Annotated in this window: 18 protein-coding genes; 9 read left to right on the top strand and 9 right to left on the bottom strand. The window is 37.7% G+C overall.

Features of this window, described 5'->3' with window-relative positions; translation table 11 throughout:
* A partial coding sequence (locus H7254_RS18750; RefSeq protein WP_301934429.1) for an MBG domain-containing protein occupies positions 1-1,767 on the top strand: 1,767 nt, incomplete at its 5' end.
* 136 nt (positions 1,768-1,903) lie between these two features.
* Here H7254_RS18750 and H7254_RS18745 read toward each other — a convergent pair.
* Entirely contained in the window at positions 1,904-2,320 is a 417-nt protein-coding gene (locus H7254_RS18745; RefSeq protein ID WP_301934430.1) for a transposase, read from the bottom strand.
* Positions 2,321-2,587: 267 nt separating this feature from the next.
* On the opposite strand from H7254_RS18745, the gene H7254_RS18740 reads away from it, so the two are divergent.
* From H7254_RS18740 to H7254_RS18720, 5 genes are all read left to right on the top strand, one after another.
* Positions 2,588-2,875, top strand: coding sequence for a hypothetical protein (locus H7254_RS18740; RefSeq protein WP_301934428.1), 288 nt, complete (start codon positions 2,588-2,590; stop codon positions 2,873-2,875).
* Entirely contained in the window at positions 2,844-3,098 is a 255-nt protein-coding gene (locus H7254_RS18735; RefSeq protein WP_301934427.1) for a hypothetical protein, read from the top strand. Before H7254_RS18740 ends, H7254_RS18735 begins: the two co-directional genes overlap by 32 nt.
* A gap of 423 nt (positions 3,099-3,521) precedes the next feature.
* Entirely contained in the window at positions 3,522-4,775 is a 1,254-nt protein-coding gene (locus tag H7254_RS18730) for a S1C family serine protease (protein ID WP_301934426.1), read from the top strand.
* Positions 4,776-4,950: 175 nt separating this feature from the next.
* A complete protein-coding gene (locus H7254_RS18725) occupies positions 4,951-5,628 on the top strand; it encodes a response regulator transcription factor (protein WP_301934425.1) in 678 nt (225 codons plus the stop codon).
* 24 nt (positions 5,629-5,652) lie between these two features.
* Positions 5,653-6,939: an ATP-binding protein gene (locus H7254_RS18720; protein ID WP_301934424.1), complete on the top strand. Its 1,287-nt coding sequence runs from the start codon at positions 5,653-5,655 to the stop codon at positions 6,937-6,939.
* Positions 6,940-8,080: 1,141 nt separating this feature from the next.
* On the opposite strand, the gene H7254_RS18715 is transcribed toward H7254_RS18720, so the two are convergent.
* On the bottom strand, positions 8,081-9,280 hold the full coding sequence (locus H7254_RS18715) for a GAF domain-containing sensor histidine kinase (RefSeq protein WP_301934423.1): 1,200 nt from the start codon (positions 9,278-9,280) through the stop codon (positions 8,081-8,083).
* 464 nt (positions 9,281-9,744) lie between these two features.
* On the opposite strand from H7254_RS18715, the gene H7254_RS18710 reads away from it, so the two are divergent.
* On the top strand, positions 9,745-10,563 hold the full coding sequence (locus tag H7254_RS18710) for a hypothetical protein (protein WP_301934422.1): 819 nt from the start codon (positions 9,745-9,747) through the stop codon (positions 10,561-10,563).
* Positions 10,564-11,223: 660 nt separating this feature from the next.
* Here H7254_RS18710 and H7254_RS18705 read toward each other — a convergent pair.
* The 6 genes from H7254_RS18705 to H7254_RS18680 form a co-directional block, all read right to left on the bottom strand.
* Positions 11,224-13,197: a sialate O-acetylesterase gene (locus H7254_RS18705; RefSeq protein ID WP_301934421.1), complete on the bottom strand. Its 1,974-nt coding sequence runs from the start codon at positions 13,195-13,197 to the stop codon at positions 11,224-11,226.
* A gap of 209 nt (positions 13,198-13,406) precedes the next feature.
* Positions 13,407-13,601 (bottom strand): hypothetical protein, encoded by a 195-nt coding sequence (locus H7254_RS18700; RefSeq protein WP_301934420.1) that lies wholly within the window; start codon positions 13,599-13,601, stop codon positions 13,407-13,409.
* Positions 13,602-13,628: 27 nt separating this feature from the next.
* Complete coding sequence (locus tag H7254_RS18695; RefSeq protein ID WP_301923575.1) at positions 13,629-13,751, bottom strand: hypothetical protein; 123 nt, start codon at positions 13,749-13,751, stop codon at positions 13,629-13,631.
* Positions 13,752-14,433: 682 nt separating this feature from the next.
* Positions 14,434-14,598: a hypothetical protein gene (locus H7254_RS18690; RefSeq protein ID WP_301934419.1), complete on the bottom strand. Its 165-nt coding sequence runs from the start codon at positions 14,596-14,598 to the stop codon at positions 14,434-14,436.
* A gap of 9 nt (positions 14,599-14,607) precedes the next feature.
* The gene (locus H7254_RS18685) at positions 14,608-15,054 is read right to left on the bottom strand and encodes a hypothetical protein (RefSeq protein WP_301934418.1); all 447 of its coding nucleotides are present in this window, start codon (positions 15,052-15,054) and stop codon (positions 14,608-14,610) included.
* A 316-nt stretch (positions 15,055-15,370) separates the two neighbouring features.
* On the bottom strand, positions 15,371-15,577 hold the full coding sequence (locus H7254_RS18680) for a hypothetical protein (RefSeq protein ID WP_301934417.1): 207 nt from the start codon (positions 15,575-15,577) through the stop codon (positions 15,371-15,373).
* A gap of 290 nt (positions 15,578-15,867) precedes the next feature.
* Between H7254_RS18680 and H7254_RS18675 the strand changes: the two genes are divergently transcribed.
* A complete protein-coding gene (locus H7254_RS18675; RefSeq protein WP_301934416.1) occupies positions 15,868-16,386 on the top strand; it encodes a hypothetical protein in 519 nt (172 codons plus the stop codon).
* Positions 16,387-16,440: 54 nt separating this feature from the next.
* Here the strand turns inward: H7254_RS18675 and H7254_RS18670 are convergent, their stop codons facing one another.
* The gene (locus H7254_RS18670; RefSeq protein WP_301934415.1) at positions 16,441-17,676 is read right to left on the bottom strand and encodes a hypothetical protein; all 1,236 of its coding nucleotides are present in this window, start codon (positions 17,674-17,676) and stop codon (positions 16,441-16,443) included.
* 333 nt (positions 17,677-18,009) lie between these two features.
* Here H7254_RS18670 and H7254_RS21560 point away from each other — a divergent pair.
* Positions 18,010-18,168, top strand: a 159-nt coding sequence (locus tag H7254_RS21560; protein WP_367875457.1) for an AAA family ATPase, incomplete at its 3' end; no start/stop codon positions are given.

Genomic DNA, 18,168 nt, shown 5'->3' with positions numbered 1-18,168 from the left:
TCTAAAGTATACGGTGTAACACTTACCAATACAGACTACACCGGGTCTATCACAGGTATTGTTGCAGGGGATGTGATCTCTGTTACCCGTGCCAGCACAGGTGATGCAGCCAATGCAACCGTAGCCGGTTCTACTTATCCAATCATAGGTACACTGGTGGATGCTGGTAACAGGTTAGCAAACTATACTGTTTCCAATCCTAACGGAGCGCTGACTGTAACAAAAAAGGCTTTACTCATCACCGCTAATGATAGAACTAAAACTTATGGTGATGCTGTGACATTTGCAGGTACTGAGTTTACGTCTCATGCAGGTGACCTCGTAAATAGTGATGCAGTAGCGAGTGTTACCCTTAGTTCTGCTGGAGCCGCTGCCACAGCGACCGTAACCACACCTGGTCCGATATATACAATAACCCCAAGTTTAGCAACAGGCAGCGGTCTCGGAAACTACAGTATCAGTTATGCTCCAGGCACTCTCACAATAGTCAAAGCCACCTTAACCATTACCGCCGCTAATGCAAACAAATATTGCGGCCAAAGCAACCCAAGCTTCACAGGTTCTTACAGCGGACAGAAAAATAGCGAGACATTTACATTAAGTTTCTCAACAAGTGCCACAGCCGCTTCTGGCGCCGGCAATTATGCTATAGTGCCTTCGGTGACAGGTACCACCCTTAGTAACTATACAATAATTCCTGTTAATGGCATGCTTACAATTAATGCAATCACCGGTATCGATGCGTCAGCAAGCAGCACCCCTGTACCATTAGGAACCAGTGCGCTTCTTTCAGCGACAATTACCCCAGCAGTCGGAGGTGTCCCGGTAACCTTTACACTTGATAACGGTAATGGAGGCATCTACACTTATTCTACTACAACAAGCAGCGCCGTTGGTAGTGTTGGTATGGCAACCATTTCTGCAAGTGGTTTACCGGTAGAAGTATACAAAATAACTGCTGTAGCTGGCGCCAACTGTGCCACTTCATCTGCAGCTTACTTACCAGTATATGATCCCAACGGCGGCTTTGTTACTGGAGGTGGTTGGATAATATCCCCAATTGTTCCAAGCTTACCTTATATGCAGGTATCCGGCAAAGCTAACTTTGGATTTTCGTCTAAATACAAAAAAGGGTCTAATATTCCAGACGGCAATACAGAATTTCAGTTCCAGGAAGGTAACCTGAATTTCAGCAGTTCATCCTACTCTACTGGTTCACTTGTAATAGCCGGATCTCAAGCCATTTATCAAGGAGTTGGTACCATCAACGGAGTTGCAGGTTATAGTTTCATGGTTTCTGCTGTTGATGGACAGGTGAATGGCGGTGGTAATATTGATAAATTCCGTATGAAAATATGGAACACTTCCACAAGCGCAATTGTTTATGACAACAATGCAGGTCTTGACAATAACGGAACTCCGACGACTGCAATAGCCGGAGGTTCTATTGTAATCCATAATGCCAACGGAGGCGCAGCAAGAGTAGTAATTACGCCAGCTCCTGTGTCAGCAGCCGTAACAGCTCTGGAAGCTAAAGTAATGCCTAACCCAACCACTTCTGTGTTTAACCTTATTATTAAAGGAAAAGCTGCGGAACCAGTAACTGTGAGGGTAACAGATGTTTATGGAAACATAATACAATTGAACCAAAAGATAGGATCATCTGCTACCTTGCGTTTGGGAGAAAGATGGACAAACGGAACTTACTTTGTTGAAGTAATGCAGGGAAATGAAAGAAAACTACTGAAAGTAATTAAAGCGAATTAATATATTAAAAACCTACGCTCAACGGCGGCCACAAAAATGGCCGCCGTTTTTATTTACAAATACAGTAGCACTTTTTTACGCATTTTTTCATTCCTGTTTTACTCTATAATTATTTAACCCATATTTTGCAATAGAACTACCCCGTTAGACTTAATGGCAGTTTTGTATTTTCAATAAAAGAGAAAAGGCTATCATACCATTGCCTTCTTTTGAGAGGTACAGACATTTTAAGTACGTTGCTTTCGATCCAAGAGCCAACTGCAAAGCAGTTGAATCTTAATGTAGCAAGTGTTGGGCTGGGCTGCTTTTGAAGCGTTACCCGTCGCATTAAACTCATTAAATTATACCCCACCATTACAAAACGCATGGCTGTTTCTGTGGCACAAAAATCATCCATACAAAATCCCTGCATCCTAAAATCTTCTTTTAGCTCTTTTATCCTGTTTTCTGAATCGCCCCGGCGTTTATACTGTTCCCAAATTTCATTTGCTGGTAAACTTTGATTGGTAACAAAAGCATGATAACGGGTTTTAAATACTTTATCACTATCAATATCTGCTAACTTAAAAAGGCTTGTAAGTTTTTTTCTTCCGTGGTCGGTGTCCTCACCATAGTCGTTAACTTAAGGAAAATGGGTACGAATAAATTAATGAAAAAAAGCTTTCCTTCGCAGCAACGTCTCCTACAAAGCCCTGTGTTGGCCAGGGACGTTGCTTACTACGGAGCAATATTTTATTAGACAAACGAAATAATTTCTTTGGAGACACAAAACAACTGAGCCGAAATGCCTAAGCGATATTTACTGTAGTAACTTTATTTCATGCCAGTAAAACGAGCCATACCACCTAACAACGGAATGTTTTTTATAATATTTATTGGTTACCAATGGCTGTCATTAATGCATACAATAAATGAGTATGATATTATTTACAAATGGTTTGATCATTTAAAAAGCAACCACCATTTTATAAATGGATATGCTATAATGCCCAATCAGGTGCATGCATTAATCAGTTTTATAAATACTACGCAAAGCATCGATACTATCATCGGCAATGATAAAAGATTTATGGTGTATGAAATTATTAACCGGTGGAAAAAAATATGAGATAACCTTGTTAGAACATTTAGCCGGAGGCGTAGAAGCTACCAGAAAAATAAATAAAAAACTGCATGAAGTACGGGAACTTTTCTTTGACTGGAAAGATCGCAGAAGCAACGAATTTGTGTGGCATAAACTGGACTATATGCACAACAACTCCTGTACGGGTAAACGACAGCTTGCAGTTAATGCAATTGAATACATTCATAGCATTGCAAGATTTATTTAACAGGGGTACAAGGCATTTATCCTGTTACAAACTTTAGGGAGATCGAAGAAGTGAATTTCAATAAAAGCAAAGAGTAATCCTTGTACACACAACGTCCCCGGCCCTGCTTAAGCTTGTTGAGAGACGTTGCTGGGAAGGAAGGCATTTTTTACAGGCACCACTTATATCTGCTTACTGATAAAGAGAATTGAAATATACAATAAAATTATTTCCAAACTTATTCAACTATCAGTTCGTTTACAGAGTTCTGTTTTAATATTCAAAAATATATTCAACAAATAAACAGGTCAATTTTAAAGAAATATTTTTTGAATTTATCCGCCAGGTTGATTACGTTTAACAAGTTCTTTACAATTTTCCTCAGAATCTATTCATGAGCCGCTTCCACATTTGCTCTATTATTCAACTAAAAAAATGACACTCATGAATTTTAAAACATTTATAACAGCTGTCGCAATAGGTGCAGCTGTTTACGGCGCCGGCCAGGTATACGGCAAGTATAAGAATGAAAATTTATCGGCAAACATGCCAGCCGCAACATCTCTTTTTAAACAAACCAGCTACACAGAAAATTCAGCAACCACGCCTACTGTTGATTTTGAGTACGCTGCTGCTAAAGCTTCACCTGCAGTGGTTCATATTAAAGTGATGCAACGGGGAAGAATTGCCAGTTCCAATCCGTTTGCTCAAAACAACCAACAGGGAAATGATGACGGCAACGGTCCAGACGGCATGTCGTACCAGGGTGAAGGCAGCGGTAGCGAAAGGCAGGTTGCTTCTGGCTCCGGCGTAGCCATCAGTGCCGATGGTTATATTGTTACCAATAACCATGTGGTAGATAAAGCTGAAGACCTGGTAGTAACCCTCAACGATAAAAAAGACTACAAAGCTAAAGTAATCGGTACCGATCCCAGCAGCGATCTGGCTGTAATCAAAATTGAGGCTAACAATCTGGCTTACCTCAATTTTGCCAATTCAGATGATGTGCATGTTGGCCAATGGGTATTGGCTATCGGATATCCATTAAACCTGGAAACCACCGTAACCTCCGGCATTGTAAGTGCAAAAGCCAGAAGTATAGGTATCAATAGCCATAACAGCAATTCTCCAATAGAATCATTCATCCAAACGGATGCTGCTGTAAACCCCGGCAACAGTGGCGGTGCACTTGTAAACACAAAAGGTGAACTAATTGGCATCAACAGCGCCATTGCTTCGCCTACTGGCTCCTATGCGGGTTATTCGTATGCCATTCCATCTAACCTGGTGGGTAGGGTTGCCGGCGACATCATTAAATATGGCAGTGCCAAACGGGCTTATCTGGGTGTAATGTTCGGCAACGACAAAATGAGCGAAGCTGACCGCCAAAAAAATAATATCCCCGAAGGAACTGGTGTGTATGTTATGGAAGTAACAAACGGCAGTGCGGCAGAAGAAGCAGGTGTGCAAAAAGGTGATTTTATCATCAAAATAAACGGAAGTACCATAAACACAGGCACAGAAATGGTAGAAAAGATTTCTGCTTTACGCCCCGGTAATAAGGTGGAAATAACTTTTACGCACAATGGATCAGCAACCACTGCTACAGGCACACTAAAAGGAGAATCTGCCAGCAACAGGCAGCCAGGCCAGCCAACTGAAAACAATCAGCCAGATCAAAGCGATGGCAATCAGTAACCTACAATAATTCAATAAAAAGCTGCCTTTGAGGGCAGTTTTTTTATTGAATACAAGGCTGCATTGCATAGCATCCTTTGTGGTTTGATGTAAAACATTTTAGTGAAAAAGAATTAAAAGTACACAGGCATAATTCAATAGCTTAATTTCAGTTTCCCAACGGTCAATCATTACAATGAAAATTTTAATTATAGAAGATGAAAAGGCTTTGCAGGAATCCATTGTAAAATATCTGGAACACCAGGGTTTTGTGTGCGAAGCGGTAAGCGATTTTTTAAGTGGCAAAGCCAAAGTTGCAGAATTTGTTTATGACTGCATTGTGGTGGATATTGGTTTACCTTATGGCAGTGGGCTTGACATCGTGAAAGAGTTGAAATACATGGAGTCGAAAGCGGGTATCATCATCATTTCGGCCAAAAATGCATTGGAAGATAAACTGAACGGACTTGATTTGGGTGCCGATGATTATCTTGCCAAACCGTTTTATTTATCGGAACTTACCGCACGCATAAACGCCATATTACGGCGAAGGAAATTTGAAGGCAGCAAAGTTATCCAGTTCAACGAAATAAAACTGGAAGCGGAGGGTCAATGGATAACAGTGAGCGGCAAACGCATAGACCTTACAGATAAAGAATACAAACTGCTGGAATATTTTATTGCCAACCAGCATCGGTTGCTTACTAAAACCGCAATAGCCGAACATATCTGGGGCGACGAATACGTGCATGTAAGCAATTACGATTTTATTTACACCCACATTAAAAACCTTCGTAAAAAACTGATAGATGCCCGATGCGAAGATTATATAAAAACGGTGTACAACGCTGGTTACCGGTTTACTGATAGATAATGTATCATTTTTAATTATTGCTGTATGCGGCTTCTTACAAAGACAACGCTTTATTTTTTGGCGGTTATCATTCCGCTGCTTTCCCTGGCGGCATTTTTTCTTTTTAACAAGTTTAGCAAAGAAATAAATAACCGGAGCGACCAGGAACTGGTTAGCGATGAAACAGAATGGATCAGGTACCTGGAAACAACATTGGAAAACGGCACCAGTTTTAGTTTAAAGACTCCTGAAATTGTGATTGTTCCTACTGGTGCAGCACTAACCGGGTATCCACGGATTGAGAATACGTACGGCCAAGATGCAAAAGGAAACGAAACAATACCTTACCGGCAACTGTCGCAGGTTGTGTCCATCAACGATGCACCTTATCAGATTACCATCCGGCAATCGCAGACGCAAAAAGCTGCTTTGGTAAAGGATATTACTAATATTGTACTGTTGGTTTTTGTACTGCTTTTTGCTGCAACCGTTATTTTTAACTGGGTCATCAGCAAAAATATCTGGGCGCCGTTCCGCCGTTCACTAAATAAAATACGGGCTGCAGAATTACAAAAAATGGAGGCACTGCATTTTGAAAAAACAGGCACAAGAGAATTTAATGAACTGAACGAATCGTTGAATTTCATGACAAGCAAAATATACCGCGATTATGTAAACATGAAAGAATTTACGGAGAATGCAGCACATGAAATGCAGACTCCTATTGCTGTGGCACAAAGCAAAATGGAACTATTACTTCAGGATAGTAATTTAACCGAAGAGCAAATTCAATCCGTTCTGCAGGCATCTGACGTGTTGAACCGCCTGGGTAAGCTTAGCCAAAGTTTACTGTTGCTGGCAAAAATTGAGAATAATCAATACACCACCATTGAAACTGTTAACCTAACCGATGTTACAAAAAAATATCTGCAGCTTTTCAATGAATTTATTACAGAGAAGCAACTGAATATCCAGACAACATTCGATGAAAATTTTGAAGTAAAGCTTCATCCGTTTTTAGCTGATTCGCTTATCACTAACTTGTTGGGTAACGCTGTAAAATACAATTATCAGGGTGGAACAATATCTATCGCCACATCAGCAAACAGTTACACCATTAGTAATACCAGCTTGCAAAAACCAATATCGAAAGAGAAATTGTTTAGCCGTATGCAGTCATCCAAAGAACAGGATGAAGCATCGAATGGACTTGGCCTTGCTATCGTTAAAAAAATTGTTGATGCCAATAATATGCGTATTTCTTATGTGTCAGACATAGGGTCTCATAGTTTTTCCATTGAGGCGAAAATTATCCAGGTTCTAAAGTCTTAAACAAACCTGAGATCGTAATTTTTGGAATATTGGTAATACTTTTTTACTACACAGGTTTTATTTATTTTTCATTTCAATAACCTACAAAAATGTATTAGTTTGTCTTAACTATCTTTAAGACGCCGGCGCTAACCCTTGTCGATACATTACTGAATTACAAATATTTTAGGTTCTTTCATTTGTACAGTAATAGTAAAAACATGCAGGATATAGTTCAACGTTTCTGATAGAATATCGATTGGGGGTAAGTAATGGTAGGCTGCGGGAGCGAGTGCTAATGGCGAAAGCTGTCGTATTTTACGATACCATAAAATAAAGATTTGTTATATTTTAAAAAATCAACCGGGCAAATACATTAAAAAAAATAACCGTTCATGATGAAATAATCGTGAATAAAATTTAGTACATCCGAAAGCAAAAATAATGTTGGATAAAGACCAGGCAGAACTTTACTTTGTAACAACGGCAGTTTAAACAAAGCTGTAAAAAGAAATTTAAAATGCTTCCCGGAAAATTTTATGATTCAGTTTACGGAAACAAAATTTAAAAACCTGATATTCCGGTAAACAGAACGTTGCTATGTTATTTGTGTTTTGAATAGTTACAGATCAAGAGAAGTAAATATTTGTATCATAAGAGTCTTTAACAAGCTGAAATTTTGTTTACGCATAAAGACATTTATTAAAGCTCTAAAAATTTAAAAAAGAGTTGATGAAACAAGGTAGCAGGACAGCGAAAAATGAGGATTGTATTTAACTGATTTTCGTTGCTTTGAAAAAACTGATTAGCCCGCTACATGAACCACGAAAAAGAATTAGTTTTAAATTGGCAATTAGTTTAACATGATAAGAACCAACAACAATAACAAGGGGATGAAGTAAGTATAAAACATATCGGTATGTTTTAGCTTTATTACCAGAAGATAAAATTATAAAAAGGCAGCGTTTAGTGGATGCAGGTTATTGCTCTTTTCAGCTTCGGGGTTTCGCAGATAGTTTCATTATTATTGAAGATCAGGCCGCGAAAACCTTGGGTGGATCAAAGTTTGAGGAATAATATCGGTGGGCAACAGTACAAAGTCCTGGGCCTGATGGCTTACACATTTTATTATATCTATGTGCCATGAAACTAGATTTTAAAACTAACTTCTTTCCTGTACTTTTAATCGAAATAAAAATGAAGTGTATTTACCGGGTATTGAATTTACTTTAATATCCCCCTCTGCAGCTGTTATGATTTTTTTTACAATATTTAATCCTATACCGCTGCTTTCAAGCCCATAATTATCTTTTTCTGCTACCGTGCTAAAAAGTTCAAAAATAGAAGCCTGGTTTTCGACTTCTATACCCATACCGTTATCAGTAACATCAAAATTATAATAGCCTTCCTGCTCGCTTGCTGCTATCTTTATTTCTACCTGTTCCTTATCATTGTACCTTATTGCATTGGAAAATAAATTATTAAATATCTGTTCAAGCTGTACCCTGTTAAAATAAACGATATCCATAGTAGCGGCATAAAGAAACGTGAGCGGCTTGGGAGATGGAAGGATGTTTTTTAGTTCCTCCAAAAAAACGATAAGTGCTATGGCTTCTATTTTATTGTATTTGTCAGTAATTTTAGAATTATTCAGTATTCCCTCTACCATCCTGGTTATTTTTTCTACATTTCTTTTAATGATACCTGTAAGTTCTTTTGTGCCCTGCTGCCATTCGTTCACTTGTTTATCTAACATTTCATTGGCAAGGGCCACACTGGCTAAAGACGATTTTATATCATGTGCCACTACCATGGCAAAAGTTTCCAGGCTTTTATTGCTGTTTTCCAGCTGTGCTTTCATCATTTGCAATTGCAAATTTTGCGTTCGCAATTCCAGCAAACCCATTACCTGTTCAGATAAAATTTTCAACCCTTTTCTCTGGTTATCGGTAAGCGTTTTTTTTACTGTGTCGTAAACACAAACGGTACCGATGCTGTATCCATTTTTTGTTACAATTGGAGCGCCTGCATAAAAAACTAATTTTGGTCCGTCTTGCACCAGCGGGTTGTTTTTAAACCGGTCATCTTGCTGTGCATCTTCCACCACCATCACATCTTCCTCTCCTGCTATTGCATGTAAACAAAAAGAAAGCGCTCGTTTATTTTCTTTCAAATCGGTACCCACCGCGGCTTTAAACCATTGCCTGTCCTGGTACATCAGCGTAACAAGGGCAATCGGTGTACCGCATATTGCAGATGCTATAAATGCTATATCATCATAATCCTTTTCACTAAGTGTGTCTTCTATTTTATAAGAATTTACCTCTTTGAGCCGCTCTATTTCATCCATTTTTTTCAACATAGGTCACACAATTTACTCAAATATATCTGCAATACTGATTTGCAGGGCTGTAAAAAAGAAAATGGTTGCTACATAGTAATGCTGCAGCACAATATTATTTTCCAGCGGAGTTTTCGCAGTATGCTTCTAATGTTAAAAACGTCTGCATCAGCAAAACCACGGCATCTAACACTCTTCTCATCGAATATGCGCACATCCTTTATGTTGCAGTTTTATAAATAAAAATGTATAGCTGTGTTTTAGCACGAAAGCCTTAGTATAAAATATAAAAAAGCTGCGTTTTGTGTATGCAGGTTGTAGCTCTTTTCTTCGTCGGGATTTTGCAGGTAGTGTTGGTATCATTGAAATATCAGGCGGCGAAACTGACGGAACAAACAAGCGACGGAGAAAAATAAACTTGTATAAAGGAATGTTTAACTTCGCATCGCCACTAACAATTATGCGTTTAATTAAATTCCGGTAACATGAAAAGTCTACTGCTTTTTTTATTGATCTTGCCTTATACATCAGTTACGATTGCGCAAATAAAAACCTGTAAAGAATTAAAAGAAGGAGTCTTTTATTCATATCCCAAAAATTCTTCAAAGCAATATCAGTTAACCAGGAAAGGCGATATACAAACCGAGAGAGATTTAAGTACCGGAGATAGCTCTCTCTGGAAAATATCATGGTTAAATGATTGTACTTATAGCCTTTATTTTATATCGGGAAGTGCTAAGCTTACCGATGAATTAAGAACCTTTGCAAAAGCCCATAGTTTGATTACTAAAATTGAAAGTACAACAGATGATTTTTACAGCTATCATATTTACATTGATAAAGTGGCTGGTAAATATCTTTTAGCAGATACGATATGGTTTCAGAAAAAACTGGTCGCTGCAAATAATACTATGTTTGAGCATGTACCGGCAACCACATCACTAAAAAAAATAAATTTTAGCAGTAAGTCCCCTTTTGCTTTATTATATGTGTACAGACCCGATAAGTTTATTGCAGGAAAAGTTGATTATTTACTTTACTTTGATGAGAATATAATGTGCACTTCTAAAAATGGCACAGGTTATATTTTTAAAATTTTCAAAGAGGGTGATTTTAACCTGTTAGCAAGGATTTATAATGAAAAAGACGTTACACTAAAAGTTCACATTAAATTTGGCGATAAGGTTTTTGTTAAATCTGAATTTAAGACTATTTCTTTTGACACCAACGGACTGCGGCCTAAACTTTTGGTTGTTGATGCAGAAAAAGGAAGCGAAGAATTTTCAGCGATTGAAGTTCAATGATTATTTTAATTTGAATTAAAATAATCTGCTTGCAGCCTGTAATAATATTTGCCTCCTTTTTATTGGTGAAAAAATGGGATGCCTGAGTACAGATAGTTTTCGCATTCTAACTCTTTTTATTGTTGCGGAACTGCCACAGTGCAATCATAATATACTACCGTGTATGTAAGCCGGAGTTGTGTCTTTTTGTTCAACATTGCAGGCGTTTACCATTTTGCACATGGCACGAAGAAAGCATTCCAGAATAATCAATGTTTCAACGATAAAATTTTACGTAAGGAAATAATACTTTGTGCTGGCAGATTTCAAATCATCTGTACAGGATATTAAAACTATTTGTGCGCTTATGTTTGCACGCGAACAGCTCACTGGAAAAATGTTTGACCTTTGGTAATAAGACACAACGCCGGCTTCCGGTGGACGATGTTTTAGTCTGGTTGGGGGAGGAACAACAGCAAGCGAAAAATTTTAATTGTGTTGATAACAATGTTGCTAAATTTATCTAAGCCAAATAAATATCAATCTTTGGGCACAGCTTTATTGAGTAGTACAGTTTAATAGAAGTTCCAAAATGCCCTGCCGTACAAGTGTGCGACGCAAGGATGCCGCCATAAAAAACAACTGCCTGGACAAATATAATTATGATTTACAACCACATCATTACTTTCCAACCGTGTATTTATTTTTTACGGTAATACCTTCCCATTTATCGGTGCGAAAGGGTGCAGCGGGAAATTGTTCTTTATTAAAGAGGTTACCTGCAGAGGCATCATTTACCCAATTATACCGCACAGCTACGGGTTGCGAAACATCGTTGGCAGTTACCATAATTTTATCACCGTAAATGGTTGCATTGGCTTCGTGGAATTGTTTATCGGCACCGGCAATTTCAAAACCACCAATATTACCGGCGTTATCTTTTACCATCAATCCGCTGCCAGTGTGCGTAAACGTTAGCGCCACTTTATTACCTGTAATTTTCATGGATTGAAATTGGGGGCCGGTATATTCGCCGGGTTTATTGTACACATGATGCAAGGCAATGAAAGCAAGGCGTTTGCCAACATCTTGTTTATTTTTTGGATGTATGTCTGCCGGGTTTCCAATGTCGGTGATTACCGCCATGCCTGTATTAGGTAAGCTTAATGTCATCGCCTGCGCTTCTCTTAATTCAGCCCAGTTGCTGCCATTTTTGCTGTTGGCTTCTGCAGAACCAAAGGTAGATAACTGCACAAATAAAAATGGAAAGTTACCCTGTTTAAAATGCGTTCGCCAATCGTTGATCATTAAAGGAAAAGCAGTGCGGTATTGATATGCACGACCTGCATTGGTTTCGCCCTGGTACCAGATTGCACCTTTAATACTAAATTGTACCAACGGGTATAACATGGCATTGAATAACATAGCAGGGTAATCGTTGGGCCCAATACCAGTAGCAGATGAAAGTATATGCGCAACCCTAAAAGCCCAGTTACCTGCAAGGGATTGCACATTATTTTCTATTGTTAATTTCATATCTGCAGGTAGTCCGTAAACGCCACCACCACCACCGGTGTCATCAACTTTTATTGCAATGGTATTTTTACCTGCTTTTAAAATACCTGGGGCAATTGCATATTCCCTTTGGGTGTTATATCCAGTGGTGTTGCCAACCAGCACGCCATTCAAATAAGTTTGTTCATTGTCATCAATCATAGATAAGTTTAACACGGCAGCTTTGCCTGCATCCGCATCACTAACAATAATATTTTTTCTAAACCATACAGTGCCATCCAACGATGCCAATCCCTGATTTTCCCACAAGCCGGGCAACTGCATTACAGGCCATTTACTATCATCAAATTCACTGTTTTTCCAGGTAGTTGTATTGACGGCATTATCAAAACTTCCTTGTATTTTTTCTACTTGTTTCACCACGGTTTCAACACTGTTTTTCCTGGAAGATTCGATATCGTTATTTTTCATGGCAGTGGCCACATAGTTTAATTCGGGGCTTTGTGCAAATGCTTTTTCACTCGTCCATGCTTCAGACATGGTGCCGCCCCAGGAAGTATTAATAAGCCCAATGGGTACTTTTAATTTATTGTAAAGATCTCTCGCAAAGAAGTAAGCAACCGCAGAAAAATCTCCGGCGGTAGCTGGACTACATACCTGCCAGTTGCCACCGGTAATATCGTCTTTTAATTTAGTGCTGACGGTGTTGGGTACTTTGATATGCCTTATTTGTGGATAGTTGGCTTCCTTGATTTCATTTTGGTAATTGTTTATTTTGCCCCAACCTGCAATGGGCATTTCCATATTGGATTGACCACTACAAACCCATACTTCGCCAACCAATATATTTTGTAGGTTGACCTCATTATTTCCCTTTACAGATAATTTAAAAGGTCCGCCAGCATTTTCCGAAGCTAAAAACAGCTGCCACTTACCCGCCTTATTTGCAGTTGTATTTTTTGTTTGCTTGTTAAATTGCACCATTATTTTTTCGTTGGGTGCAGCCCAACCCCAAACACTGATAGGCTTGTTGCGTTGGAGTACCATATTGTTGCCAAATATTTTTGGCAGTGTAATATCAGCGAAAGCAACTATCGTAAAAAGAATACCTGTTAGAAATAAAACGATCGTTTTTTTCATGTTGAAAGAGTTGTAGTATGGCGTAATTTTTTGCTTTGCTAAAGTAAGTTAAAACAAGGTAACAGAATATGATGTGTACAATGTTTTTTGATGTGCGTGCGTTTATTTTTATTTCGTACTGCTGTTTTTTGCCAGCTAATTATCAGTAGAGTTTTTTATGGTATTGTGCGCTATAACGCGAAGGAGGCAAATAGCGAATATCATAGGCGTTATAGTCTGCATATTTTTTTGTTGGCTTTTGCAGTAATTCCTGATGTGGATCCGTCCCATTCAGGTAACGGCAAAAAGGTTTCATCTATAAATTTTTTGCCACTCTCCGGCATTCCTTTGTCTTCTATAAAAAGAGTGATGTCTGTCATTGTATCCGCGGCAGGTTCTAAAATGCTTACTTTCCTTTTGCCCATTTACTGATCATTTTACAGGCGTATTTTTTACCTGCAGCCAGCGTAAGTTTTTTGCGGGGGCTGTTTTTTTGCAGCCAGCAATTGTAGTTTGTCGAATTTAACTTGCTCAATCACGCCAAACTTTTTTTTATCCAGTGTTAGCGTTTCCATAAATGATTGTTTATGCTTATAAATTTAAAGTAAAATCTTTCGGACAAAATATTTATTTAAACAAAAATAACGCTAAAAAAAGTGTCTGCATTGGTAGGCATAAAACATGCTGACTTATTTCTGCGTCGCCGATAGTAAACCATTCGGGAATTAGTAACGATAGGCAACAAGACAGCGGTTTCTGCGCTTGCCGAGAAAGGAATACCAACACGACAGAAAATATTATCCGGTTGTGTACGGCTGGTATCTCCCGCTCCATCGGAGCAACTTCTTTGTAATAAATAAGTAACATAACCTTATGCTCCATAGGAGCACTCTCTTAAAATGCAGCTTTTAAAATTGGGCGTTTATTAAAGCATAGCTGTTGAATGCTTAACAGGCATTAGGACTGCCAATGCAATTTGCCCACCCTGCACCCTTGTGCCTAGAAAAGTTTTATAATTTGTAGAGTTGCTTGCACCAAAATGGTGCAGTCCAGCCTCTACCGGAGTTTCATTAAGTGAATGCCTGATAAAAGTAAATGTTCTATAAATGATCTGATATACTACTTTCTCTATTAACTGCTTTTTAATTGCGTTGGCTTCGGCTGTTGGTCAGAGACATAACAGCGGCAAGTCTGGATAGGTTGAGTTTTTTATTTTGTGAAGTAAGACCAACAAGGGCAAAAAAAACGCTCTGGGTACTAACGGCCCTTCTTTTTTAAATCTGGAAGCCCGGCTTTTTCGAAAGCCTTTTTTGCTTTCTCAACTTTTTCAGGAAAAAGCACAACATTACTGTATTTGTTTAATGACTTGTCAGTACGAACTACCGGGATTTTTTTGTCGTTTAATTCAAGGATGCTTTTCATAATTCAAATTTAAGATTTTTTTCGTTGAATCACGAATGCTTCATAGTCTTTGCCTTTCTGATATCTTTCCCATTCATTTTGGGTTTGTCCAAATATTTCAAAATCATTTTCTACCACATCATAATATTTATTTATACCAATTCTGTAAAGCCTTGTTCTTGCAGTGGTGCTTCCTGTAGCATAAATCCATGCTTCCGGAAATTTGTCGCAAAAGGCATAAATAGCCGCAACCACCGTTGCAAGAACCTTTTCACTGTCGCCGTTATCGGTAACTATCATGTCGTCAATATCACCTGTCAGGGAATTTTTGTCACCCAGGGAAAGGTTGTAAAGGTCATGTTGGTTTACAAGTGAAAACTGAATGACCTTTTCAATTTTACCCTTTGGGCCTTCGCTTAAAAAGCCGAAAGTTGTAAGCTGGTCATCAGACTTTAATTCATACCGGTCAAGTTTCATACAATCTTTTTACTGGGATGAAGATAATATTTTCTCCATTGCCGAAGTACACGGTGTTTGTAAATGGGATGAAGTCGTTGTGTCTCCGAGCAACGACCGGAGTTTCATTAAGTGAATGCCTGATAAAAGAAATATTCTATAAATGACCTGGTGCAGCACTTTCTTTATTAACTGCTCTTTAATTGCGTTTGCTTCGCCCGTTGGTCAGAGACACAACAGCGGCATGTCTGGATAGGCTAAGTTTTTTATTTTGTGAGGTAATACCAACAAAGGCAAAAGAGTTACTTGCGCCAAAAGGTGGAAAGGCAACGAAGTTTTACTGGCTGCAATATTTTTCTAATACCATCAACTCTCCAAGTTCTTCTGAAGATGAATAAATAGCAGTATTTATTAATTCACCAGTCGCTTTTTTCTTAAGAATGATTTTTCTCTGGTTAGACATAATTTTTGATGTACCTGAATTTATCGTTTCTGGTTCCCCAAATAAAATCTCATAAGTCTCATAGAATAATTTGTGTGTCATAGAATATGTATTTTTGATAATAAAAAAAATGATATGATAAAATTATGTTCAGATTAATTTATTACCAAAATGCTGGTATTCATAGAAGCTGCATAGAGAAAATTGGATATTTTTGTCATCGAATCTTTCGTTTCCAATGCGAAATGATTTAATGCCGAGTATTGTTTGAGGAATTTAATTTAGTCGTTAGGGAAAATGGAAGCGGAGAAGAAGAAACATTTTATATGAGAGGGGATTGGATTTAAAAAGAGATTGTGGGAAAATTTTATTTCCTTGCAAATTTGCAAAATATGCGTGATCCATTTATTGAGAAATTAAACGAAAAAAACTTGTGTACTTGGTATGGCTTACCATTTCTCAACCTGAATGTAAGTGCTTTTGGCTGCACCAACTTTATTAATTCTTATCAGGTGCGGTACACATATCTGTTAGCAGTTGAGGTGAAGGATGTTCAACAGTGTATGCCAGTGATGAACATTTCTTTCTTCATGAAGATGGCTCAGGTTAGTGACAAAGAGTATTTCTTATTTGAGGTGCCGGATTTCTGGAAAGATGATTACGAGTTGTTCCTGGAAGGAAAATACAGCAAGATGAGTGAAGATGCCAAATTGAAGATTAAGGAAGTGAGTGGATTGAAATATGAGGTTCCTGATAAGACTGGATCAAAATTGACTGATGCTATATTAATGGCGTTGGATAATCATCCGGCATTAAGAAATAAATGGTCGGATTTAATTGGCGTTTCAGAACATTTGCTACCAGAAGAACTTCTTTCGCCACCAGCTGAAAATAGTTTTATTGTGCTGTAATCTTTAAAGAACTATATGTGCGACTGGATTTAGTTTCGTTATTACAATTCATGTTCATGAGATATTTGAATTTGCATCAGGTTCGCCGCCAAGTGCATCATCAATGAAATCATCCGTTAAATATCCGCCGTAGCCGTCAGGCGGACCACCATACTCTGAATACCTGTCACTTGATGGTTTGTCAGGGAAATTATCATAATACCATTGATTAATTTGGTCTTGTCTATTTTCTTCCATACGCTCTTTTTGAACATAAATATCAGTTAAAACTAATCGGCACCATTCAAAATAATCCTGTTCGGTAACAGATAATCGTTCATCCCTTTTTATTTCATCAAGGCTTCTATCCGAAAAGTAAGATGCCGCAATTAATTTTAAAATTAATATCGGAGGTGATTGTATTTGTGAGTATTCGTTGATATTGCCATATTCAGAACTGAAAAGAATTTTATAAATATCGTATTCAAGCCAATAGTAAATAGGTTCAGGAAGGTTATTAGTTTTAAATATTTCCAATATGGTGCTAACATATATTTCACCATATAAATCAATTATTTTGTGATTTTGTTTGTAATTGTACCATTCTGAAGTTTTAAAATATCTTCTTTCTTCTCTTTTTTGAACCTCTTTAATTTTAGTTGAAAAATTTGAATACACCAGTAAGCTAATTTGGGCTTTCATTTTTGTATCTGCTTCAATAAGGCCTAGTTTACATGCTTCCAAATAATCAGTTTCTTGTAATTCTATTCTTTGTTCAAAAAAAATATCATTTTCTGTTCTATAGCTTAAAAACGAAGCAGCAGTTTTTTCTAAATTGAAATTTGTTTTGATTGTTTTCCATTCCACATTTTTTGCCTTTTTTAATAAATCAGAAGTTACATGTAGACTAATTAATCCTGTTATTTTTTCACGTTCAAAGCTATTACTTTCTTCAATTTTAGCTCTATCAAATTCCCATTGTTTAAAAACCGAATTAAACCAATAATCATAATCTTGAATTGTATTAATATTAAATTGTTGGTCTTCATTTCTTTTTATAGAAGATCTATTTTCAAATGTTTCCTTACTAAGAATTTGTATTCTTTGTGCATTTCTTTGGCTATCCTCGTTTGCATAAAATCTTTTCGAGCAGTCATTCAGTGTGTGATTGATTTTCTCTAATATCATAATTTCAAACAAATTAATATAACTACTCCTTACTCTCGCTTCCTCTGATTGCCAGTCTTCATTCAACAACTGATAGAGCAAATCTGCTGGATCAATGTCTTCATTTTCATTATTATCATTCATAAGTTCGTGTTTAACATATGTCCAAGTTAATCGAAATAAAATTTCACTGCAAGAAAAGAATTGACAATTTATTCTTTAAACCAGTTTCGTATCTCAGCGGACAACTACGCTAGGTAACAGTCACAAATAGGTATACCGCACGAGTGTGCGACGCAACAATGTACCACAAAGCTGTCCTCAGCCCGGATAATAAAACCTTCCTCCATACATAACCATTTTTTGCAATAAAGGTGTGTAAAACCTCCTCATAACCGTTAATAACTCGTGCACACATTCAAATTCACTTCTTAAAGCATTGGGCTATATTTGCCGCAACACTTAAAATATAGAACCGTGCGTTTAAAGAGTTTAGAAATAAAAGGATTTAAAAGTTTTGCCGATAAAACCGTCCTCCATTTTGATGAGGGTATTACCGGCGTTATTGGGCCCAACGGCTGCGGTAAAAGCAATATCATCGATAGCATTCGCTGGGTAATTGGCGAGCATAAAATA

It is taken from the genome of Ferruginibacter sp. (assembly GCF_014377975.1).
In the GTDB taxonomy this organism is placed as follows: Bacteria; Bacteroidota; Bacteroidia; order Chitinophagales; family Chitinophagaceae; genus Ferruginibacter.
Note: the sequence above shows the minus strand (reverse complement) of the source record. Positions and strands in the feature narration are given on the sequence as shown.